This window comes from Gracilimonas sp. (genome assembly GCF_017641085.1).
Lineage (GTDB): Bacteria > Bacteroidota > Rhodothermia > Balneolales > Balneolaceae > Gracilimonas.
Genome location: NZ_JAEPPI010000004.1, coordinates 1 through 23,336, shown reverse-complemented (window position 1 = coordinate 23,336; position 23,336 = coordinate 1). Strand labels below are relative to the sequence as shown.

General features: G+C 42.4%; 17 protein-coding genes and 1 rRNA gene. 12 read left to right on the top strand and 6 right to left on the bottom strand.

Annotated elements, in window-relative coordinates; all coding sequences use genetic code 11:
* Nucleotides 1-181 precede the first annotated feature (181 nt).
* The 3 genes from JJ941_RS15105 to JJ941_RS15095 are packed head-to-tail and all read left to right on the top strand — an operon-like array spanning nt 182 to nt 3,234.
* Nucleotides 182-1,681, top strand: a complete 1,500-nt coding sequence (locus JJ941_RS15105) for an acyl-CoA dehydrogenase family protein (protein WP_290967072.1) — start codon at nt 182-184, stop codon at nt 1,679-1,681.
* Entirely contained in the window at nt 1,674-2,372 is a 699-nt protein-coding gene (locus JJ941_RS15100) for an NAD-dependent deacylase (protein WP_290967069.1), read from the top strand. Before JJ941_RS15105 ends, JJ941_RS15100 begins: the two co-directional genes overlap by 8 nt.
* A gap of 4 nt (nt 2,373-2,376) precedes the next feature.
* Complete coding sequence (locus JJ941_RS15095; protein WP_290967066.1) at nt 2,377-3,234, top strand: GDSL-type esterase/lipase family protein; 858 nt, start codon at nt 2,377-2,379, stop codon at nt 3,232-3,234.
* Here the strand turns inward: JJ941_RS15095 and JJ941_RS15090 are convergent.
* Entirely contained in the window at nt 3,224-3,889 is a 666-nt protein-coding gene (locus JJ941_RS15090) for a hypothetical protein (RefSeq protein WP_290967063.1), read from the bottom strand. The genes JJ941_RS15095 and JJ941_RS15090 overlap by 11 nt on opposite strands.
* Before the next feature lie 66 nt (nt 3,890-3,955).
* Nucleotides 3,956-4,651 carry an SDR family oxidoreductase gene (locus JJ941_RS15085; RefSeq protein ID WP_290967060.1) on the bottom strand — a complete coding sequence of 232 codons (696 nt, stop codon included), beginning with the start codon at nt 4,649-4,651 and terminating at the stop codon, nt 3,956-3,958.
* Nucleotides 4,652-4,802: 151 nt separating this feature from the next.
* Here JJ941_RS15085 and hisC point away from each other — a divergent pair, with 151 nt between their 5' ends.
* The 6 genes from hisC to hflC all read left to right on the top strand — a co-directional run bounded on the left by hisC (nt 4,803) and on the right by hflC (nt 14,625).
* Nucleotides 4,803-5,915: a histidinol-phosphate transaminase gene (hisC, locus tag JJ941_RS15080; protein WP_290967057.1), complete on the top strand. Its 1,113-nt coding sequence runs from the start codon at nt 4,803-4,805 to the stop codon at nt 5,913-5,915.
* A gap of 19 nt (nt 5,916-5,934) precedes the next feature.
* Nucleotides 5,935-8,019, top strand: coding sequence for a transketolase C-terminal domain-containing protein (locus JJ941_RS15075; protein ID WP_290967054.1), 2,085 nt, complete (start codon nt 5,935-5,937; stop codon nt 8,017-8,019).
* 107 nt (nt 8,020-8,126) lie between these two features.
* Nucleotides 8,127-9,932, top strand: a complete 1,806-nt coding sequence (locus JJ941_RS15070) for a histidine kinase dimerization/phosphoacceptor domain -containing protein (protein WP_290967050.1) — start codon at nt 8,127-8,129, stop codon at nt 9,930-9,932.
* 166 nt (nt 9,933-10,098) lie between these two features.
* Complete coding sequence (locus tag JJ941_RS15065) at nt 10,099-12,588, top strand: PP2C family protein-serine/threonine phosphatase (protein ID WP_290967047.1); 2,490 nt, start codon at nt 10,099-10,101, stop codon at nt 12,586-12,588.
* An 80-nt stretch (nt 12,589-12,668) separates the two neighbouring features.
* Nucleotides 12,669-13,676, top strand: a complete 1,008-nt coding sequence (gene hflK / locus JJ941_RS15060; RefSeq protein ID WP_255133335.1) for an FtsH protease activity modulator HflK — start codon at nt 12,669-12,671, stop codon at nt 13,674-13,676.
* A gap of 1 nt (nt 13,677) precedes the next feature.
* Nucleotides 13,678-14,625: a protease modulator HflC gene (hflC, locus tag JJ941_RS15055; RefSeq protein ID WP_255133333.1), complete on the top strand. Its 948-nt coding sequence runs from the start codon at nt 13,678-13,680 to the stop codon at nt 14,623-14,625.
* Nucleotides 14,626-14,740: 115 nt separating this feature from the next.
* Here the strand turns inward: hflC and recQ are convergent, their stop codons facing one another.
* The 4 genes from recQ to JJ941_RS15035 all read right to left on the bottom strand — a co-directional run bounded on the left by recQ (nt 14,741) and on the right by JJ941_RS15035 (nt 20,423).
* Entirely contained in the window at nt 14,741-16,954 is a 2,214-nt protein-coding gene (gene recQ, locus JJ941_RS15050; protein ID WP_290967041.1) for a DNA helicase RecQ, read from the bottom strand.
* A 262-nt stretch (nt 16,955-17,216) separates the two neighbouring features.
* Entirely contained in the window at nt 17,217-18,194 is a 978-nt protein-coding gene (locus JJ941_RS15045; protein WP_290967039.1) for a fatty acid desaturase, read from the bottom strand.
* A gap of 173 nt (nt 18,195-18,367) precedes the next feature.
* Nucleotides 18,368-19,693 carry an AarF/ABC1/UbiB kinase family protein gene (locus JJ941_RS15040; RefSeq protein ID WP_290967036.1) on the bottom strand — a complete coding sequence of 442 codons (1,326 nt, stop codon included), beginning with the start codon at nt 19,691-19,693 and terminating at the stop codon, nt 18,368-18,370.
* A complete protein-coding gene (locus JJ941_RS15035; protein ID WP_290967033.1) occupies nt 19,686-20,423 on the bottom strand; it encodes a hypothetical protein in 738 nt (245 codons plus the stop codon). Before JJ941_RS15035 ends, JJ941_RS15040 begins: the two co-directional genes overlap by 8 nt.
* 118 nt (nt 20,424-20,541) lie before the next feature.
* Between JJ941_RS15035 and JJ941_RS15030 the strand changes: the two genes are divergently transcribed.
* From JJ941_RS15030 to JJ941_RS15020, 3 genes are all read left to right on the top strand, one after another.
* A complete protein-coding gene (locus JJ941_RS15030) occupies nt 20,542-21,306 on the top strand; it encodes a queuosine precursor transporter (protein WP_290967030.1) in 765 nt (254 codons plus the stop codon).
* Nucleotides 21,307-21,428: 122 nt separating this feature from the next.
* Nucleotides 21,429-22,244 (top strand): hypothetical protein, encoded by an 816-nt coding sequence (locus JJ941_RS15025; protein ID WP_290967027.1) that lies wholly within the window; start codon nt 21,429-21,431, stop codon nt 22,242-22,244.
* A 787-nt stretch (nt 22,245-23,031) separates the two neighbouring features.
* Nucleotides 23,032-23,336 (top strand): 16S ribosomal RNA (locus JJ941_RS15020); the annotation flags it as partial.

Genomic DNA, 23,336 nt, shown 5'->3' with positions numbered 1-23,336 from the left:
CAAGGGGTAGAGTAGGTCGTCGCCTTCTTCCTTTTTTTCCCAAAGCCTCTTCCACTCAACGAAGAGGCTTTTTTTATAGGGGCAACACAAGTTTTTTGTAAAACTATTACAGAAAACACAGATTGGAATGCTTATATTAAATAATATTGTTAAAAAGGTGATTTTAAATTAAGCAGAAGTTATGGCTACGGATTTCCAAAAATTCCTGAAAAACTACAAACAAAAGCTATTCGATATTTTTTCACAGAGTAGTGAAGCGGAAGAAAATACACTGGTACGAGGAATTGAAGAATCCACGTTAAAAGAGATTATGGATTTATCTCCTCTGGGTGCTTTTATCCCATCTGAATACGGTGGCTATGGCGGTCACACTGCTGAAGCACTCGCAATGCTGGAAGCCAGCTCTTACGAGTCTTTACCTTTGTCCCTTATGATGGGGATAAATGGAGCATTATTTCTTCAGCCTGTGGCAAACTATGCAAATGAAGAGGTTAAGAAAGATATCTTCAATCGAGTAATAAATTCCAATAAACTGGGTGGCTTGATGATTACCGAGCCTGATTTTGGATCAGATGCATTGAAGATGCAAACTTCCTATCAGAAAATCGGCGATGATACCTATAAAATTGAGGGCACCAAACACTGGGGTGGGCTTACCGGTATGGCAGATTACTGGTTGATCACAGCACGAAATATGAACGACAAAGGCGATTTGGGCCGGGATATATCTTTCTTTATACACGATACCCGAAATGGAGGTATTGAAGTAGAAGAATACTACAACAATCTTGGGCTTTACATGCTGCCTTATGGCAAAAACAAAATTGATATAAAAGTTGATGAATCTCACAAGCTCCAGCCCAAGAGCACAGGGGTTACCATGATGCTGGACCTTCTTCACCGAAGCCGGCTTCAGTTTCCCGGAATGGGGATGGGTTTCCTTCGTCGTATGATGGATGAAGCCATGGAGCACTGCAAAGAGCGGTTTGTAGGTGGACAAAGCCTGATCAATTATGATCAGGTTAAAAACCGGCTTTCTGAAATTCAGGCTTATTTTACAGTCTGTTCGGCTATGTGCAACTTTACCAGTTCTAACATCCCGCTAGAAAAAAATACATCCAGAATGGATCTGGAGGCCAACGCTATTAAGGCACTTGTCACGGATTACATGCAACGGGCATCACAATCACTATTACAATTGAAAGGAGCCATGGGCTACCGATTGGATAGCATTGCCGGCCGTTCGGTTATTGACAGCCGCCCGTTTCAAATTTTCGAAGGCTCTAATGACATTCTATATCAACAAATTAGTGAGTCGGTGTTGAAGATGATGCGAAAGCTGAAGAACAATAATCTTCATGATTTCCTGAGTGAATTCCACCTCACTTCACGCTCTTCGGAATATTTTAAAGAGCGGTTGAACTTCGAGCTTGATCCAAAAATGCCACAACGTAAGTTGGTAGAACTTGGCAGAGCATTAGGCCGCATTATTTCTATGGAATTTACACTCAACCTTGGAGATCAGGGATTTAATAATGAACTGATTCAAAATGCTATCAAAACGTTACAGGATGAAGTTAACACTATCATGCAAACGTATAAGTATGGTGGCAATGCTGATGTGGTAGAAGAGTATAAAATGGACAGTTCTTGGTTTAAACTTTCAATGGTGAATGCCTGATCCAAAGATCGTAGTAATTAGCGGGGCCGGAATTAGTGCAGAGAGCGGCCTTTCTACATTCAGGGATTCCGGTGGACTTTGGGAAGGATACGACGTCAACGAAGTGGCTTCTATACAAGGTTGGAATAAAGATCCCGAAAACGTTCTCGAATTTTATAACCTCAGACGAAAACAAGCTGCGGAAGCCAAACCCAACTCAGCTCACAAAGCATTAGCAGATCTTGAAGATCATTTTAATGTCTCTGTAGTTACCCAAAACGTTGACGATTTACATGAACGAGCCGGCTCCACTCAGGTTCTGCACTTACACGGAGAGCTTACAAAAGCCCGAAGTGTTGAGGATGAATCTGTCGTAATCGATATTGGTGCTGACCCCATTAAATGGGGAGATACCGCAAAGGATGGAGCTCAGCTACGACCGCATGTAGTTTGGTTTGGCGAAATGGTACCGATGATAGAACCTGCCGCCATCGAAGTTTCTACAGCTGATATTCTTATTGTGGTGGGTACTTCTTTAGTGGTTTATCCGGCCGCAGGATTGATTGATTATGCAAAAACACATATCCCTAAATACATCATTGATCCCTCCGACCCTCAACTTTATGATTTTGACGGATGGGAGCACTATAAAGAGAATGCAGGTACCGGTGTTAAGAAATTAGCAGACAAACTTATAAAAGAATACAGATAATAAAATGGCAAATAAAAAAGCGACGGACGAAGAAAAAGGAATTCTGGAGCAGTTTATGCTGCCTTTCTATCACATTACAAAACGAATTCCTCTTTTCCCCGGTAAAAATGATGTAAAATCGGAAGCCGGTTTATTTGGAATTACAGAAGAAGAGCTCAAAGAGTACAGAGAGAATTATGACGAAAATGCCCGGCAGGCTGCACTGGAGATTCTTAAGGAAGATGAAATTGTAGATTGCCTGGATAAACTCCCAATGGATGGAGATGAAACCATCGTAGCCTTTGGAGACTCAAATACAGAAGATGCACAGGGCTGGTTTACCATTTTGAAGCATGTACTGGAAATATCGGTGGAAAAAGCCAACTTCAATTTCATTAACGCGGGTGTTTCTTACAATACAACGGCAGAAGCTCTACGACGTGTTGATCGCGATGTAGTGGTTCATGAACCGGATTGGGTGATTGTAGCATTAGGCACTTTTGATGCACAGCGGTTAAATATTGCTCCCGATCGCACCTTATTACCTCTTTCAGAAACCTGGGAGAATATAGAAACCATCCAATCAGTATTGGAATCAAGAGTGGAAAACCCGCTGATTTGGATTACACCTGCTCCTGTTATTGATGAAATGCTGGAAGAGAATCTGCTTTATGACTTCACTATCAAACCGGAGGACTTAGGTCCGGTGCAGGATTTAGTTTCCGGTAAGCAAGGGGCAATAGTGGATGCTTCGGCAAAACGAATGGGAGAAGGTGAGCCTAATGCCTGGAACTACCTACCGGATGGCCTGCATCACTCCTTATCCGGACATATGGAAACAACGAAGGCGATCATTAAAAAACTGGCTGAGCCTAAAAATTAACTTTCAGGTTAACGAAGTTTACAGAAGGGTTGAATTTGCGTGATAATCCGCTATCGGTTGTTTGATAGGTTGTGGTTATGGCCGGAGAAACTAAACCAAGGCTGGTTTTATTATTGAATTGAATGCCTACTAATCCATCAGCATTAGGAACAGAGCTTTTCATTGCAGTGGATGTAGGAGTAACTCGTTTTGAAAGAGCAAATGCATCAATGAGTCCTACTCCGAAACCTACCCATGCTCCAATACCGGCCCCATATTGCAATCCTTCTACTAACGGCTCATTGGCAACCAACATCACGGATGTTGTAACCACGGCACCGGCAGCTGCTCCATAAAAAGTATCCAGCAAAACAATAATGCTGGTGTTGTTGCCATCATTAAATAAACCCTGCACAATCAGTTGCTGCCCTCCTGAAGAGGCAATGTCGTAAGCTCCCACACCAACCCCATATAAAGTTCCAAGGCCAACCCCAACACGTAATGGAGCAAAATCAGAGCTATTATTTAAAGCCATCGTTGCCCCTCCTAAAAGAGTTCCGTTTACAGCTCCGTTCAATGTATTGCCGGCCAAAAGCTCAATGGTTTGACCTTTGGTTGCTTCGGATGCTGAAAAGATGATCGTGATGCAAAGAAAGAGTGCTGAAAATGTACGCATTATAGTCTCATAGAATTTTAGATTTTACCGAAGTTAGTAAATAATAAATGCCAATACCATACTGTACTAACCCGGATCATTTAATGCTACCGGTAATACTTTTCCGTTATAAAATTGGTGCCCGGTTAGGATAAAGTTCGCAATATAGCTTCCCATTTGTTGTGGAGAAACCGGAGCTTCAAAGCCGGGAAAGGCATTTTCCAGCATTTCGGTTTGTACTGCTCCTATACATAAACAATTAACGGCAATATTATCTTCAGTGAATTCGGCACTCAACACTTCAGATAGACCAACAACAGCAGCTTTTGCGGCACCATAAGCAGATAATCCCCCAAATTTTAAACTGCCCTGATATCCCGACATACTGGAAATATTGAGAATATGACTTCCCTTCCTGAGATGTGCCTTCAGTGCTTGAGTGAGACGAACAATTCCATACACATTCACATCCATGAGCTTTTTAAATACTTCGATGTCGGTATCCATAAAAGCTTGCCGATGAACAGCCCCGGCATTATTTATTAACCCATCCAGGCCTTTAGCTTTTTCTACAGCAGCAGCGATTTTGGTAATGTCTTCCGGCTTCGTAAGGTCAGCCGCAACAGTTATGATTTTTCCGTTCTCTGCAGTATTTGAAAGTTCCTGTAGCTTATCTTGTGAACGGGCAGTAGCAATAACTGTGTGATTTTCTGAAGCCAGCTTTCGTGCAGTTTCATATCCTATACCGCGGCTGGCACCGGTAACTAAAATCGTCTTACTCATTAATACGTTGGTATTTTTGTTGTTAGATTTAATGATTCAAACAAATGCATTTACAAATAGTTCGGATAAGTTGGCGCGAGCTTGGAAAAAGCGCTTTTTTAGTGGTAAATTTCCACACTGTTAGAAATCCTAAATAGTAAGTTAAGGCTTAATGACTACAAAAACTGGTAAACCGTTAGTACCCAGTAATATAGAAACGCTAAAACCCTATGTTGCGGGTAAGACTATTGCAGAAGTAGCAGACTTATACAAACCAACAAGAATAGCCAAACTTGCTTCCAACGAGAACCGACTGGGATGTAGTCCAAAAGTTAAAAACGCAATCGATAAGGCGTTTAAAGAAATTCAGGATTACCCGGACCCGGTTGCCCGGAAACTTCGAGCTGCCATTGCTGAAAGAAATGGAGTAAACAGTGAAAATGTATTACTCGCGTCCGGATCAGAAAGTATTATTTCTATTCTCTGTAAAACGTTTTTCCTCAATAAAGAAAATGCCGTAACAGCCGATGCAACCTTTGTAGGGTTTTTTGTGCAGATTGGGGTTAGAGGGGTTCACTTGAAGCGAATCCCCATGACTTCGGATTACCGGTATGATGTAAAAGCCATTGCCAATGCTATCGATGAGCATACCAAAATGGTGTATATTGCCAATCCCAATAACCCTACAGGTACTTATATCAATAAAGAAGAATTTGAATGGTTTATGCAACAAGTGCCGGAAGATGTGCTTGTGGTAATGGATGAGGCTTACTTTGAGTACACAAAGGGCGTTGAGGATTACCCGCAAGCTCTGGATTATGACTACGACAATATCATTGTATTGAGAACTTTTTCGAAGGCGTACGGATTGGCCGGATTCAGAGTGGGATATGCTATTGCCAATGAAGAACTCATTAGCAATATGATGAAAACAAAACTCACTTTTGAGCCCACTACACTCGGCCAGGCGGCCGCACTTGCTGCATACAACGATCAGGAGTTTCTGCAGAAAAGTATTGATGTTGTTGAAGAAAGTAAGCAGCGGTTGTACAGGTTTTTTGATGAACAAAATGTTAACTACGTAAAATCAATTTCAAACTCCGTGATGATGGTTCTTCCATCGGAAGAGGAAGCTATAGAATTCACCCAGAATATGTTGGAAAAGGGAGTAATCTTGCGCCGAATCAATGCTTTTGGATTGCCAAATTGCATCAGGATTACGGTGGGTCTTTCAGAAGAAATGGACCATTTTGAACAATCATTTTTAGAAGTAACTAAGAAGTAAGCAGTAAAGAACTTTATTTATGGCCAAGAAAAAAACGGCATCTAAAAAGAAGAATAAAACAACTAAAGACGTTGACTGGAAAGACGTCGCACGGCTCATGCTTACCTCAAGAGCAATGGACGATAAGGAGGAAAATGAGCTGGTTCCCAATAAAGAAGTACTGTATCAGTTTTCTGCTCGTGGGCATGAGCTTGGTCAGATTTTATTAGGAAAGCTGCTTACCAATAAGCACGACTCAGCCAGTGCATATTACCGTTCCCGTCCTTTGCTGCTAACACTTGGGCTTTCAGAAGAAGATGCTATGGCGGCTCCCATGGGTAAATCGGGAGGTTACAGTGACGGACGTGATATCGGAGTGGTTTGTAATAAACCGGATGCCGACGGCCCCAAAGTGTTGCCGATGGCCGGGGACGTAGGTTCCCAATATACACCTGCCATTGGTTGGGCTCAGGGAATTGAGTACCGTAAAAATGTGCTCGAAGAAAAAGAGTACGAAAAAGCTATTTCTGTAATTTTAGGTGGTGATGGATCGGTAGCCACCAATGGATTTTGGTCGGCATTGACAATTGCCACCACCCAGAACCTGCCAGTGTTGTTTTATATTGAAGACAATGGATATGGTATTTCTGTAACAAGCGAATATCAGACGCCGGGTGGTAAAATCAGCAACAACCTTCAGTCTTTTAACAACCTGAAAATCTATGACGGTGACGGAACCGATCCGGAAGAAGCTGCTTCCCTGCTGGAAGAATCTGTGGATTATGTTCGGGGAAGAAAAGGCCCGGCCCTTATTCGTTTAACAGTGCCAAGGCTAAACGGACATTCCTACCAGGATAATCAAGCGTATAAGGATGAGAAGTTAATCAAGAAAGAGAAAGAAAATGATCCGCTTGAAAAACTGAAAGCCTATATGGTTCCGGATCAAATCACCGAAAAAACCTGGAAGAACTGGGAGAAGAAGGCTAAAGATACTATTGAAGAAGCGGCAGAAGCAGCCTTGAACCGTCCACAGCCGGATACATCCCAAACCGAAAAGTTTGCTTTTGCAGAAGATGAAATTCAGACCATTGGCGGGCTTGCTGTTGAAGGACACGAGTTTCCGGAGTCGTCTGAAGAAGCGAAGCCTGAAAAGCAGCGCATTAACATTGTGGAAGCGATCCGCCGAACGCTGAAGTATGAGCTGGAAACCAACCCCAGAGTGATGGTTTTTGGGGAAGATGTTGGAATGAAAGGAGGTGTTCATGCAGCCACAATGGATCTACAGTCTGAATTTGGAGAGGATCGGGTGTTTGACACCAGCCTTTCGGAAGAAGGGATTATCGGTCGGGCCGTAGGTTTGGCATATTCAGGCTTAATGCCTGTCGCTGAAATTCAGTTCAGGAAATATGCAGATCCGGCAACAGAGCAGCTCAACAATTGCGGGACAACGCGCTGGAGAACAGCGAACCGATTTGCTGCGCCCATTGTAGTTCGTATGCCCGGTGGTTTTGCCAAGTGTGGAGACCCATGGCACAGCATGAGTAACGAAGTATTTTTCACCCATGCTATAGGGTGGCAGGTTGCCATGCCCAGCAACGCTGAAGACGCGGTTGGTTTATTGAGGTCAGCCATGAGAAGTAATAACCCAACGGTCTTTTTCGAGCACAGGAATTTATTAGACGCAAAGTATGCCCGCAAACCATATCCGGGCGACGATTTTATTGTACCTTTTGGAAAAGCAAAAAAGCTGAGAGAAGGAGAGGAGCTTACCATTGTTACATGGGGAGCTATGTGTGAACGAAGTGAAGCCGCCGTTGAAGAACTGGGAGTTTCTGCAGATGTGCTTGACCTCAGAACATTAATGCCCTGGGATAAGGAAGCTGTTTTAGATTCCATTCGCCGAACAAACCGTTGCTTGATTGTCCATGAGGATAACAAAACGGCCGGGTTCGGGGCGGAGATTGCAGCCGTTCTTGTGCGCGAAGCCTTCACCTACCTGGATGCACCGGTTGAGCGTATAACCATGCCCGATATCCCTGTTCCTTATAATGTTAACCTGATGAACTCAGTGCTGCCAACAACCGATAAGATTGCAGGCAAGATAGAAGAGTTGCTCTCTTTCTAAGCTTGGCGCCAAACGTTACATGAGTCTTTTTTAATTTTAACATTATAGAGATTCCTGCATGGAATCTCTATAATGGAAGGCGTTCAACTCTTTAATTTTTATTGGCCTTGAGACTCGGTACAAAAATTATAATTGGCTTTATTTGCATCAGTTTATTGCTGGCTGTTGTTGGGTTTATTTCTGATCAATTTACATCGGAAATTAGACAGGAACAGCTACGATCGGTTAATGAGGCATCCGAAGTTGTAATTTATACCGGGGAAATGGAGCGCAGCTTATTCCAAAGCCTGATCTTTTTAAACGGAATAAGAGAAGCCCTGGTGGTAGAAAAAAACTACGATACCGTACAGGAGCTTCCGGCTGTAGTAGAGCTTATCTCACAATTTGAAGGAGAGCTGAAGCAATTTGAAACGGCCTATGCAAAACTGGAAGATCTGCTAGTTCAGGATCAAAGATTGCCGGAGGATGTGAATGAGCTGTTGATGAGCTACGAAGTGTACAAATCGATAGCAGAACAGTGGTTAGATCTTGGAGAAGAGGACTTTGCCCAGGCTAACATCATGTTCATCAATTCAATTGAACCTTATTTCCGTAATAACATCATTCCGGAAATAACTCAGCTTCGAAGTTTTGTGTTGTCCATTCAGGAACAACGGAACGTTCAGCTTACGAACTCACTGGAAAGAGCGGAGCTAATAAATTATATAGCAACACTCAGTTCCGTATTGCTGGCTATTGTTCTGGCTGTGTATATCTACAGATCTATAGCAAATCCCCTGGCGAGGTTAAGCGCTACTGCCAAGAAATTGGGTGAGGGAAAGTTGGATGAAAGGATAGAAGTGGCTTCCAAAGATGAGATCGGAGAACTTTCTGAGGCATTTAACTCCATGGCAGCCGGACTTCAAAAAAAGACCGTCTCCAAAGCATATGTTGACAATATTATTGAATCTATACAGGAAGCGTTGTTTGTAACGGATAACAATGGCACCCTGATCAGGGTTAATTCTGCTGCCGCCAACCTTATGGGATATCGGGTAGAAGAAATGACACACCGCCCGATCAGAGATTTCTATAATATGAAAGGGATGAGGAAGGAATATGAGCAAAACCGAAAGGACAAAAAGTCATTTGAGTTTTCGCTGGTCCACAAAGACGGACATTTACTGTCGGTTTTATTTTCTGAAGCAGAGCTAATGGATACGCAAGGGAATAAGGTGGGGACGGTTTCGGTGGCCAGTGATATTTCGGAGCGCAAGAAGCAGGAAGAAGAAATTCGGGGTTCCCTTAAAGAAAAAGAGGTGATGCTTGCAGAAATTCACCACCGGGTAAAAAATAATCTTGCGGTCATTTCAGGCCTGCTTCAACTGCAAAGTTATAACGCCAAGAATACCGAGGTAGAGAAAGCACTCAGCGACAGCCAAATGCGGATTCAGTCGATAGCTTTAGTGCACGAAATGCTTTATGAAAGTGAATCGCTGGCCTACATTGATTATGATAAATATGTAAACGACTTACTGCAGGCCATTAGCAGTATGCACATGAATGGCCAAAAGAATATTAAACTTTCTGCGGAAGTAGATCCGATTTCTCTTAGTATCAATCAGGCTATTCCTTGTTCACTGCTTATTAATGAGCTAATTGTGAATGCTTTCAAGCACGCTTTTAAAGGTCAGCAAGATGGCAAGATTAATGTGAAGATGACTGAAGAGGACGGCAAAATAAAGATGATCATCTCTGATACAGGGCAAGGTTTCGAAATCGATAAGTTCACGGATTCTGACTCATTGGGTTCAACACTCATTAAAACATTGGCCGGCCAGCTGGAAGGTGACTTCGAAATTATGGAAAGCTCAAAGACAAAAGGAAGCGTCTTTAAAATTGAGTTTATTCGGGAACAGGGATCCAATAACTGATTTAATGCAAATTGGGTCAAAAGGTTAGTAACAAAGCCTTCAAAAAATCGTAGCTTCTTTTATTACTGTTAACTCCGGTCATTTTTTAATGACACAAGATTAATTAGGGCGCATTTCGTTGTTAAACCGACGTACTTTTATATTACTTTTTTGTGGATTAGCCGGGTTGGCGAGCTATTTTCTTGTCCGTCCCGATATTGAATTCTATGCGGCTGGTCCCATATCAGAAAGCAAAGAAACTGTTGAGGAGCGGCTTGCGGATATTGCACCCCGGCTTGGGTTCTCCACCGATTCTCTCGCCATGATGACGATGCGTAAACAGCATCTCAAATACCTGAAAACCCTGCAAGACACGTTGACGGAGGAAACAAATCCGGCAAAGCTGAACAAAGCAAACGTGCACATCCAAAGCTGGGAAACGATTATAGGCAGCAAAAATAGAAATAACGGTATGTTCGCCTCAACGGGACAGTTATTTGATGATGTTGGCCGGCTCCAGCTAAATGTTTCTAACTCGGGGCGGGTGATTCGACTAAACGCTCATGATGAAAACCCAAATCCCACCTTTTTACAAGGCGATTCTCTGTTAGCGATTGCAAACGAGCTGGTAGGAAATACGTTAGGATATGACCTCGATAAATATGAAATCGTAGAAGAAAATTCAGATGATTCCACTTTTGAAATCCTGGAAGAGCGGAATGACAGGGTTGTTCTGGAAAATGGGGGTGCTAATACCCTCGATATTACCTGGGAAAGGAAGCAAGATGTAACGGATACGCCCGAGTTACTATCACTGAATCTCAAGCCCGTGGTTCGGGAAATTGATAATGAATCCGGATTCAGGACCGAATTTGGGTTCAGTATTGAGTCGTTTGCAGCAATGAACCAGTTTGAGCCCGAAAACTTGCAAGCCAGTACGTCAATTGAAGACGATAGTGATTTATACTTTTCATATGCTCTGTTTGTAGCTTTATTTATCCTTGCAATTCTGGTCTTTACGGTTGGGGTTCAAAACATTTTTAAAGGAAAAGTAGAATGGAGACGCGCTCTTGTAATCTTCATAGTTGTGGCTTTAACCACCTATGGCTGGCGTGCCATTTTCTTCTATTACACATTTAATGACTTTCTGAGTAACGCAGGTTTATTTGGGGCTACCATAAACAGCGTGCTATTTGCTTTGGTGGTTGGGCTGTATGGCTCACTGGCCTATATAAGCTGGGAAGCACTGGCCCGTTCTCAAAAACAAAATCAGGTTGATGTAATTGATGCCTTATGGCAGCGAAAGTTTTTTATCAGTGAAACCGGAGCCGGTATTATCCACGGTTTTGCGGTTGGGGGGATTCTCATCGGGATCATGTCCGCCTTAATATATTTAATGGGAGATTACCTGATCCAAATCGACAGCCAGTTTGGTTTTGCAGAGGCAAGTATTAAACCCAGGCTGTTGACTATTAATATGAGTGCGATGACGGTTACCTGGTTGGTGTGTGTTGCACAGATAGGCTTTGTGTATTCAATCATTAATCATTGGGTTAAGCGGGATTGGTTGGTTGGAATTCTCTCAATCATATTCAGTGGTATTTGTATTACCGTTTTAGGGCGTCTTATAGGTACAAGCGGCTCGGTATTTGAAGACCTTGCGATTTATCTGGGCATAGCCGTTGTCCTGATTTATGCAATCCGGGAGTTTGGATTACTTAGTGTATGTACCGCTTTATGGTTTTTCAATGTGTTCTTCATGATTCAGCCTTACATTGGTTCTGAGTCGATGGAAGTAGCCTATGTGAGTTGGGTTCAGGCATTTGTTTTGGCGGGACCGTTGATTTATGGGTTTATTGCCTACCGATATGGATTTTCCGTTTCCGAAGTTGGCGGATACATCCCGGAATATGAGGAACGAATAGCCCAGCATCTTCGGGTTGAAAAAGAAATTGAGATAGCTCGCGAAAGTCAGTATAAGCTGATGCCCCTTCAGCCCCCCAAAGCGGATGGAATTGACGTGTACGGATTTTTTCTACCTTCGTTTGAGGTAGGCGGCGATTACTTTGATTACGTGCTCTCAGAAAATGGACAAGGAGAGGCGACAGCATTGACAATGGTTGTGGTGGATGTTTCCGGTAAGGCAATGCGGGCGGCAATGCCGGCTGTATTTACCAGTGGATTGCTGCTATCCAGAATGAAGGAAGATATGCCGGACGAGGTATTGTCACAGATTACCGAACCAATATTTTCGAGAACAGACAAACGAACATTCATCACCTGTGCACTGGCTCGGTACGATTTTGATTCCATGAAAATGAGCATTGCCAATGCGGGACACTGCCGCCCCATTCTAAAGAGAAACGGGCTTGCAGAATATATCCATACGCCGGCTCCAGCTTTCCCATTGGGGCTGAGAGCGGGAGTTAAATACAATGCCGAAACCATCACCATGAAAAAAGGAGATTTCTTCCTCCTGTATTCTGATGGACTACCGGAAGCAGTGAATGAAAAAGGCGAACGTTTTGGTTTTGATGAAGTGCCGAGGCTGATAGAATCAATTGATACAGAAAACCTGTCGGCTAATGAAATTGCACAGGAAATAAAACGGACTGTTCAGAAATTCAGTAACTATCAATTGGCGGATGATACTACTATCATATGCCTGAAGATTTAAAAAAGAATAAGGCAATTCGCACCGATTAAAACAGGCTGCCAGCGAGTTGCTTTGATAATATTAATCACAAAGAACAGAACATGGCTCAAGATCAAAATTTTGATTTTAATGTACCGCCGCAGTTCGAGAAGATTTCAAAAAACATCCGGCTTATTATTGGCGGATTGATTGTTGCTCTGCTCGGCTTTTCTACCTTCTTCACGGTTGATCCCGAAGAAGTAGGAGTTGTAGTGCGGTTGGGTAAATTTGTAGAAACCGTTGAACCGGGATTGAATTATAAACTGCCACTCATCGATCAGGTGGAATTGGTTCCCGTAGAACGACAACTAAAACAAGAATTTGGATATCGTACGGTTCAGGCCGGCGTTCAAACACGATATCAGAAAGCAGGGTATGAGGACGAATCGCTAATGTTAACCGGTGATTTGAATCTTGCTGATGTGGAATGGGTGGTTCAATATCGAATCAATGATCCATACAGCTACCTGTTTAAAGTACGTAACGCCGAATCTACTTTATCAGATATTTCAGAGGCTGCGATGCGCCAAATTGTAGGTGATCGTACCGTAAACGAAGTACTCACGGTTGGCCGTGCCGAAGTATCTATACAGGTACAACAGCTCATTCAATCTCTGGTTACTGAATATGAAATGGGGATTACCATCGAGCAGGTGGTTCTCCAGGATATCAATCCACCGAATCCGGTCAAGCCCTCTTTTAATGCAGTTAATGAGGCACAACAGCAAAGAGAAACGTTGATTAACCAAGCCCGTGCCGATTACAATCGTGTGATTCCAAGAGCACGAGGGGAAGCCCAGGAAACCATTCAGCGGGCTGAAGGTTATGCTTCGGAGCGTGTGAACACAGCCGAGGGTGAAGTATCTCGCTTTAACGATTTATACTCCGAGTACATAAAAGCTCCGGAGGTTACAAAACGAAGGATCTTTTTGGAGACCATGGAAGATATCATACCAAAAATGGGTAAGAAGATTATTACAGATCAAAACGGAAACAATGTGTTGCCACTGCTTCAGCTTCAGTTAGATGGAGCCCGCAGTTCAACTAATCAAAACGACGGAGGTAACTAAGATGAGTCAAGCAAAAGGAATAATTGCCGTCGTAATTGGTTTAGTGCTGTTTTTAACAGCAATCGATGGGTTCTACATCGTACACGAAACCGAGCAGGTTATCATCACTCAGTTTGGTGATCCTGTTGGAGAAGCAATCACACAACCGGGCTTGAAGTTCAAGATTCCATTCATGCAGACAGCCAACTTTTTCGAGAAACGGTACCTGGAATGGGATGGAGATCGTAACCAAATTCCAACACGGGATAAAAAATTCATTTTTGTGGATTCCTATGCGCGTTGGCAGATTACAGATCCCCTGCAGTTTTACCAACGATTAGGCAATGAACGCGGGGCCCAGTCTCGTCTTGATGATATTCTGGATGGGGAAACCCGAAATGCCATTGCGTCTCACGATTTATTGGAAATTGTACGAACCAGCAACCGTGAACCGGATACTTCCGGGGCCGCTATTTTAGAAGTGGTGGAAGATTCGCTGGAGACTATCGAAACAGGACGTGGATTCATTCAGGATGAAATCCAGGAAAAAGGAAACGAGCGGGCTAAAGACCTGGGAATAGTGATTCTGGACTTCCGTATCAAGCGTGTAAATTATGTGGAAGATGTGCGCCAAACGGTGTATGACCGTATGATTTCTGAACGAAACCGAATAGCGGATGAATTCAGGTCTGAAGGTCAGGGTGAAGCGTCACGAATAAATGGTGAAAAGGAAAGAGACCTTGCCCGCATTCAGTCTGAGGCATTCCGGGAAGCCGAAATTATTCGCGGTAATGCCGATGCCCAGGCAGCAGCAATTTACAATGCAGCCTATAACAAATCGCCACAAGCGAGAGAGCTGTATTCGTTTATGCGTTCGATGAATGCCTACGTGAAAACTATGGACGATCAAACAAACGTCATTCTCTCTACCGACAGTGACTTCTTCAGGTATCTGAACCGGATCGATTAATACACCGGAATAGAATACTTTTTATATAAGCACGGGTTGTTTTACAGCTCGTGCTTTTTTATTGGGCGTAGATTTTCGGGCTTTACGATGTTGAGAATATTCAGTAAGCAAAGGGTCACCCTTCTGAAATTAAATGAAGCTGCACCACTATCAATTCATCATAAGTTATTTCTTCGGAAAGGGCTTCAAAGACAGGCCGAAGCATTTCGGTCCCGTGTTCATCAAAGGCTTTTCTTACCTTTTTCAGCTCAGAACTACTCAGGTTCGATGCTTGCAAGATCTTGTCAGTGGGTATCTTATTTCCTGCTCTTACAAACTTGATTAAATATCCGACTACCGTACTTTCCTTAACACTGATTTTTGCAGCTATATCCGAGATGCTGTCTCCCTCGCAAAACAATTGGCCCACTTCGTAAGGACGACTGCTTTTGCTTAAGGTTTTCCTAACGGTACTTTTTCTTTTCCGGTCAGACTTTGATCTTTCTTCCAGGTTATACTCCTTACTGAAGCCGGTAATGATGTCAAGAAAAGCCGTGCCGTATTTCTCCGCTTTTGCACGACCAACCCCATGAATTTGCAAAAAACTCTCTTTTGACTTGGGACAATAATAAGCCATCTCGATCAACGAGGTGTCTGCGAAAATAACGTAGGGTGGAACCTCTTGCTGTTGAGCCAGGTTCATCCGCTTTTCCTTTAATAAGGCAAATAAGTTTTTGTTGAAGTCGAGCGACTCGATTTCGGATTTAGCATTTCCGGTTTGCGCTTTTTTCTGAGGTTCTTCTATCACTCCAAAAACCTCCTGTTCCCCCTTGAGGATTTCCACGGCTTTGGGAGTAAGCTTCAAACTTTTATGTTCAAACTCTCTAACAATGATGTCTTGTTTCATGAGTTCGCGATACAGCTGTTTCCACTCCGGCCGGCTGAATTCTTTTCCAATTCCATAAGTTGAAAGCTGGTCGTGCCCAAACTTTAGAACTTCTTTGCGGCGTGAACCTACCAGGATATTTTTGATATGGTGATACCCGAACTTTTGGTCAGTCCGCGCCATTGTTGACAGGAATTTCTGAACAGGAATAGTGATGTTTTCTTTTTCGGGCGTATTGCCGGTGCAGAAATCACACATTCCGCAATTGGGCTCATTGAAATGTTCTCCAAAATATTGCAGCAACTTGATACGCCGGCATTGGTGGGCCTCCACATACTCCATCAGCTTTTGCAAGTGCTGCTCAGCCACCCGTTGTTCGGCTTCCGCTTTCTGGTCAATGAAGTATCGGATCTTGGCAGCATCTCCATAACTGAACAGAAACAGGCAATCGGATTGCAGCCCATCACGCCCGGCGCGGCCAATTTGCTGGTAGTATGATTCGATATTCTTTGGCATATCGTGGTGCACAACAAACCGAACATCCGGTTTATCAATACCCATACCGAATGCAATAGTGGCTACAATAATGTCCACCTCATCCTTGATGAAGGCATCCTGGTTTTGGGCGCGCTCCTGTTCTCCAAGTCCGGCGTGGTAGGGCAGAGATTTGAATCCATTTGCATTCAGGTCCTGTGAAAGTTGGTCCACCTGTTTTCTGGAAAAACAATAGATAATCCCTGATTCCCCCTCATGCCTTCGTATAAAATTAATCACCTGCTGAAGAGTGTTGTTTTTTGATTCAACATTCAGGTACAGGTTCTCACGATTGAAACTGGCGACAAAAGTATTGGCGTTTTTCAACCCCAGAGATGTCGCAATATCTTCCTGAACGCGGGGTGTTGCGGTAGCAGTAAGTCCTAAGGTAACTGCATTGGTGAATCGATTGGTGACATCAGCCAGCTGCCTGTACTCCGGCCGGAAATCGTGTCCCCATTCCGAAATACAGTGGGCCTCATCAATGGCCACACATTCAACATTAAGTCCTGAAAGCAGATTCAGGACATTACCTTTTAGCAGAGTTTCCGGCGCCAAATACAAAAGGTCCAATTTGTTCCTGCGGATAAGGTCGAGCGTGTTTTGGTATTCCCGGGGTGAAAGTGAGCTGTTCAGGTACGAAGCGGAAATTCCATAAGCGGTAAGTTGATCAACCTGATCTTTCATCAGTGAAATCAAGGGAGAAACAACAATGGTAAGTCCATCAAATATGAGTGCAGGGATTTGATAGCAAAGTGACTTCCCGCCACCGGTAGGCATTACGGCAAGGGTATCACGCTTTTGAAGAACGTTTTCAATTATATCTTTTTGGAGCGACCGGAATTCCTCAAAGCCGAAAACATCATAAAGAATATGTTCAGCTTTTTGGAGGTCCGGCATAGTATCAAAAGTGGTTTCTGTATGGTTCATCGTCTTTTTTTAAGGTAAGAGCTATGAAAACCGAATTCCTTACAGTTTTTTTTGAGAGAACGCACATCCTCTCTCTGAAACGAGAACAGGAAAATGAAGAGATGGCAATATAAAAAAGCGGTCTATGAACGTGCTCTTATGCTGAATTGATAAAGAGGTTCAACTAAAAATCAGCGAAAATCTGCCCGATCCATGTCATCTATGTTCCGTTAATTATATTTTCAATCCATTGGTTCTGCTATGGAATGATGGCCGAAGCGGATTACTTTCTGTTTTGAGAGCTCTTTCGTCTAACCCGGCTATGTAAGGAGATGTCCGAATTGGTGATGAATTTATAAAGTACCCGGGTCCATGAACTGTGGGCGTACAAATCATCGTAATACTCGGGAGCTAATTTCTTAAGCTTTGGTAACCGGGATCCCGGAATGCGGGGGAAATCATGATGCTCGTTATGAAATCCTACATTGAAGGAGAGCTTGTTTAACGGACCGTAATAGGAATAGGTTTCTTGTCCTTCCTCAAAAACATAATGTTCAGAAATAAAATGTCCGGCAAGGGGATGTAAACTTCCTGCAAAAAATACTGACACGGCTAAGTAAAGAAGAGCCTGCCATCCGGCAAAATAGATGAACACCGCAATAACAGGGAACTGAAATGCCATGTTAATGAAGTGCCACTTTTTCATTTTTAAGGGATGTACAAATAAAGGACGAATGATGTAGCATAGGATTTGATTGAACGCCCAAACCAATTTCCCCCATAATCCTTTGAAAAATCCCGCCTCTACAGGGTGTGGTAAATCGGCATCATGGTGTTCATCGCCTTGCTCGGCATGGTGCATCAAATGGTAGGTTTTGAACGACATTGCGTAAGGGAAAATCATCGGAATATTGGCAAAAATAGCAAGCCAATTATTGTGAGCTCTTTTCTTAAATGCCAAATGGTGGCTCAGTTCATGGATAGCCAAGAATAAAGCATGAGAAATAGTAGCACCGAACACATAAGAGGCCACTAAAAATAACGACCAGTGTAAATTCGGAGCAAAGTAAGCGGAAATCATCTGGATTAGAACCAAGCCAAAAACTTTGTACTTTAAAGAGGGGTCAACTCCGTATAGGTCTCTTACCTGCGGATATTTTTTTAAGATCTCTTTTCGTCGTTCTAAATGAGGCTCTGCATCATCCGACCAGTAAAACCCGTCTTTATCTCTTTTATGCCCCTCAGATGCTGAAATATCCATGTAGAATGTTTATGTGCCGTTTTCCAATTTCAATAAATATAACAAATTATTGAATGCACACTGATATAAATACTTATGAATATATAGTCAGTGGCAAATGAGCGGTCTGGAGGATTTACCCTTGCTTTGCAAACCATTACTATCTCGGGAAAAGAAAAGCTGTGCAATCGGGCTTATACCAATTCCCCAAAATCAACGTCCAGCATTTCGCTAAGTATTTCTTTGCTTTTGGAAGTGTTGATATGGGCTCCCAGTTTCATCAGCAGATTGTAGAGCCCAAGGTGAACGCGGGTGGTATATAAGAAGTGTTGAGACCCACGGGGTTCATTACCGATGGGAGCATCTTTGGTAAAGTACTTGATCTTATTTCGGTAGTCTTCGTCCCCAAAATCAAAAACTTCAGATTTATAAGGCTCAGCGAAAGTCATTCCATAATTACGGGCGAAACGAAAATATTCCTCTTCTTTGTCGGGATTATCTGAATCAGTTTTGATGACATTAAGCTTGTAATATAGATTACGGATGGCTTCTTCATCCCCATTTAAATGGGTGGGCAGCAACCGAAGGTAATCCATGAAAAACGCTTCGGGAAATTGTTTTACGCAACCGAAATCAATGACGCCCAGTTTGTCATCGTTAGTGAATAAGAAATTTCCGGGGTGTGTGTCGGCGTGAACGTAATTCTTATCCTGAATTTGTTGATGGAAAAAATCCCACAGCAGCTGCCCGAAGCGATTTCGCTGTTCCTGGGTTGGGTTTTCTTTCAGGAACTCATTGAGATGCCGGCCTTCCAGGTACGTCATACACAAAACTTTATCCGTAGAATACTCTTTGATCCACTCCGGAATAACGATATTCATCCCGCCAAATCGCTCTCGGAATAACTCAATTTGCTGGCCTTCATTTGTATAATCGGTTTCTTCCAGCAGAGTTTGTTTTACTTCCTCAAAATAGGGATCAATATCAGCGCCCTTCTTAACGATGCGTTTCACTAAAATTTTAGCAAGGCCAAGGTCGGAATTGATGGTCTCCCGAACATTGGGGTATTGTATTTTGATGGCAGTTTTTCGTCCGTCTTTGAGTTCAGCCATATGCACCTGGCCAATGGATGCTGCCGCAAAAGCCTCGGAGTCGAAACGGGAAAATAATTGCTCAGGATAGTCACCCAATTCTCTTTTTATGATAGAGCGAACCAAAGCCTTATTAATAGGAGGAACTGAATATTGAGCCTGACTCATTACCTCAGCGAATTCTTCAGGTAAAAACCCCTGATCCATGCTCATGCCCTGGGCAATCTTTAATGCAGTTCCGCGCAGTTTGGTAAACTCCTTAAATACCTCTTTGGCATTTTCGGAATGGAAGCTGCTGTCAGAATCCCCGTTTTCTTTACCTGATTTCTTCCGTAAATAACGCTTGGCATAATTGGTTCCAACCTTGAGCCCGGTTTTGGCAATACGGCTGCCTCGCTCAAATTTCGAGGATGGGAAGTCATTACTCATCTTCAGTCTCCTCGTCTTCTTCATCTGTAATTTCGATTTCAACTTCATGTTCATCTTCAAACCAGCTGGAAACCCATTCATTGAAATCTTCAACCTGTTGGCTGAAACCAAAAGCACTCACAGAGTATTTCGCTAAGTCGAATCCTTTGTCAACAATTTTGGAATACACCAGTTCTTCAATAAATCCGGTTAGTTTGTCAACCAAGGCAAATGTACGTTCCTTATCCTCACTTTCATCCTCCAGCCAGAATTTGACCAGGAATACATATTGTGTTCTAAGTGATGAGTAAAAAAGATCCCCAATAAAAAAGCCGGCGCTGGTGGCTATGCGGCCATCTGTGGTAAAGAAGTCAATAAACAAATCTTTAATCTCATTTCGGAATTCAGTGTTGGATGTACACTTCCACTCATACTTTTCAAAGGTGTCTTCCACGAATGCCCGCCGGTCGTCCATCATATCAAAAAGGGTATAGCAGAAGTTAGATAGCTTTTCAGCGATGGTGTAAGAGTCGAAGTCCTCAATCTCTCCAATCATAGCGCGGTAGCGTATTACAAGAGAGGGATAGTAGAATTGAAGAATAGACTTTTTATTCGGGAACAAAGCATAAATTTCAGAAGCAGTTTTGCCTGTTTTATCGGTCAGGTTTGGTATAGAAAACTTATCCTCTATATAAAGGTCTATCGCGGCTTCCGTCAGCTCAATTTTAGTATTCAGTTTTTCTGTAGTCATAGTCTTGATTATTTCACTTGCAAAACGAATGCGTGAGGCTTTCAGTTCGTTGCTACGATATAAATTGAAAAATTGTTTTGAATGTTTACTTTTGGGCTAATTCTTATCAATTGTTTTTATGGATGAACGGAAGCCATCACTGGCAAAAAGAGACGCTTTATTTCTGAGCCTGGCCGGAGTATTTCTGACGGCGTTGGTTTTGGGAAATGTAATCGGGACAACCAAATTTGTTACTCTCTTCAGCATTCACCTACCCGATTGGTTAAAATCGTTGACGCCTTCGCTGGTAAGAAATGAAGACATATATATAATGAGTATTCCCGTTGGGTTGATTGCTTACCCAATAACATTTCTGGCAACCGATTTAATATCTGAACTATTTGGAAGAAAGAAAGCACAGTTAGTCGTATGGATTGGGTTTGCGATGAACGTGTTCATGCTCTTCTTAATGTCGGTAGGGCATTGGCTTCCAAATACAGGCGGGGTTAGCGGTGGCATTCAATTATTTGAAGGAGTTTATGAATTTATGGTAGGGAATACGATCGCCAGTATGATCGCTTACCTGACAGCCCAAACCGTTGACGTCCGTTTATTTCACTTTTGGAAAAACCTGACCGGGGGCAAACATCTTTGGCTAAGGAATAATGCATCAACCATGTGTAGTCAACTGGTAGATTCGACCGCCATTTTAACGATTCTATATTTGGCCGGGAACCTTGGCGACAATGTGAATTCTGTTGCCACGCTCATTATTCTGATCATCAACAGTTATTTGTTCAAGTTTTTCTTCGCACTTTTCGATACACCGCTCTTTTATTTGGGTGTTAGATTTCTTAAGCACTATGATGAAGATCCTTCAGGGCACTCTTTATATGAATCTTAGTCACTTTCGACTACTCAAAAAAAAAGTGTAACGATTTAAGACCTCGATACTCTTAGGAATATCATTTTTAATAAAAAAATGATGTCAAGAATAGAATAAATAAAACATATCGAGGTATAACCATGGTACAAATAAACACTTATCCAGTTAAAAAAATAACACTATTTGTTTTGACAGTGTTTACTGTTGCTAATTTTAGTGCTTGCAATACAGGGGTATCAAGCAATGAACAAGTGATCAATGTGCAAGAGGTTAGGGCTGATCTATCAAATAGGTTCGATAACCTTGAAGAAGCTTTAAAAAATTCTGAAGCTAATATAATAGACGCAAAAATATTTAAAGAAGAAGCTTTAAAGTATCTTCTGAATATTGATAAGTCGAGTGAAAATTATGTTGTCGCATCTAAAAACTACGACATTGCATATTCTGATATAATTAATAAAAATTCGTTAAAAAGTAGAGATAATGAACCGTTAATTACTCAGGAAATAAATGCACTGTCATCTCAAGTAGTAAACGCTAGTGATTATGAATCTATCAAAGTGTTATTTGATAATTTCTACGAAAGAGTTCTCTCGTCTGATAAATTTACTTTGACAGAGCAAAATCAACTATTAAATGCCGCAGCTTGGTATGAAGCTTCTTTATCTTTTTATAAAGACAATTACCAAATGTTTGTTGGAGGTTCATCTTTTAAAACGATTACTAGCATGAAATTAATAGGCTGCGGTTGGTGGAAAAGATGGGGCAAATGCGTTGCAGGAACTTTAGGGGGGTACTACGGTGGTGCATTAGCTGGGTGTGGTATAGGCGGCGGCGTTGGTGCAGCAGCTGGAGGTGTTGGAGCAATCCCAGGTTGTGGCATTGGTGCGACAATCGGTGCAGTTGGTGGAGCTCTAACAGGTGCTGCCGCTTCTTGTGATGGTTGTTCACAATAATTAAATAGTTATCACTATGGAAAATTCTAAATCAAAAGTATCAATAGAGATAAATGAGAATAAGCTCAAATTGGTTTCCTTAATCGTTTCTGTAGTTGCCGTAACATGGTCATTGTTAGTATTAGTTGGGAGATACAGTGATACACCGAATAGTTTCCCTTCAGGGATATTAGATTGGTTTTCTGTATTTGGGTTCTTAATCTTTGCAACAATGTTTATTGTATTAATAGCTGCTTTACTAAGGAAGCGATAGCATTAATAATTAAATAAATCATAAAACAAATAAGGGCTGCTCGTGGCATTTATGAATAAAAAGAGTAGCCCTTTTATTTTATAACTTTTTTGAAAATTGGTGCCACGCTCATTATTCTGATCATCAACAGTTATTTGTTCAAGTTTTTCTTCGCACTTTTCGATACACCGCTCTTTTATTTGGGTGTTAGATTTCTTAAGCACTATGATGAAGACCCTTCAGGGCACTCTTTATATGAATCTGAATGACTCACGTTGGCACAGAAAAAAAGTGAAAGAAATTTGAAATAAAATTTGCAGTGAATGGGGTTCAGCCCTTACCTTTATAATCCTTTCGAGGAAACAAAAACGCTGACTAAAACTTGATGTTTTGGCCGGCATTTTTTTTCGGTGAAAGGTTTGTTCTTAGACATATTGAAGTATAGATCAGATTGTTTGTGCGAGCGAGAGCTTGTTCAATTTCTTGATGCAAATTTTTTGCATTTGATAATGACCAAGAGCGTAGGGTCAGCTCACAGAGTATATATATTTATTTACAATGGAGAGTTTGATCCTGGCTCAGGACGAACGCTGGCGGCGGGCTTAACACATGCAAGTCGAAGGAGAAGGTAAGTGCTTGCACTTACTGGAGACTGGCGGACGGGTGAGTAACGCGTAGATAACCTGCCTATACCTGGGGGATAACATTTCGAAAGGGATGCTAATACCGCATAATGCAGCGGGGCCGCATGGCCACAGTTGTTAAAGGTTTCGGCCGGGTATAGAGGGGTCTGCGTGCTATTAGTTAGTTGGTGAGGTAACGGCTCACCAAGGCGATGATAGCTAGGGGGTCTGAGAGGA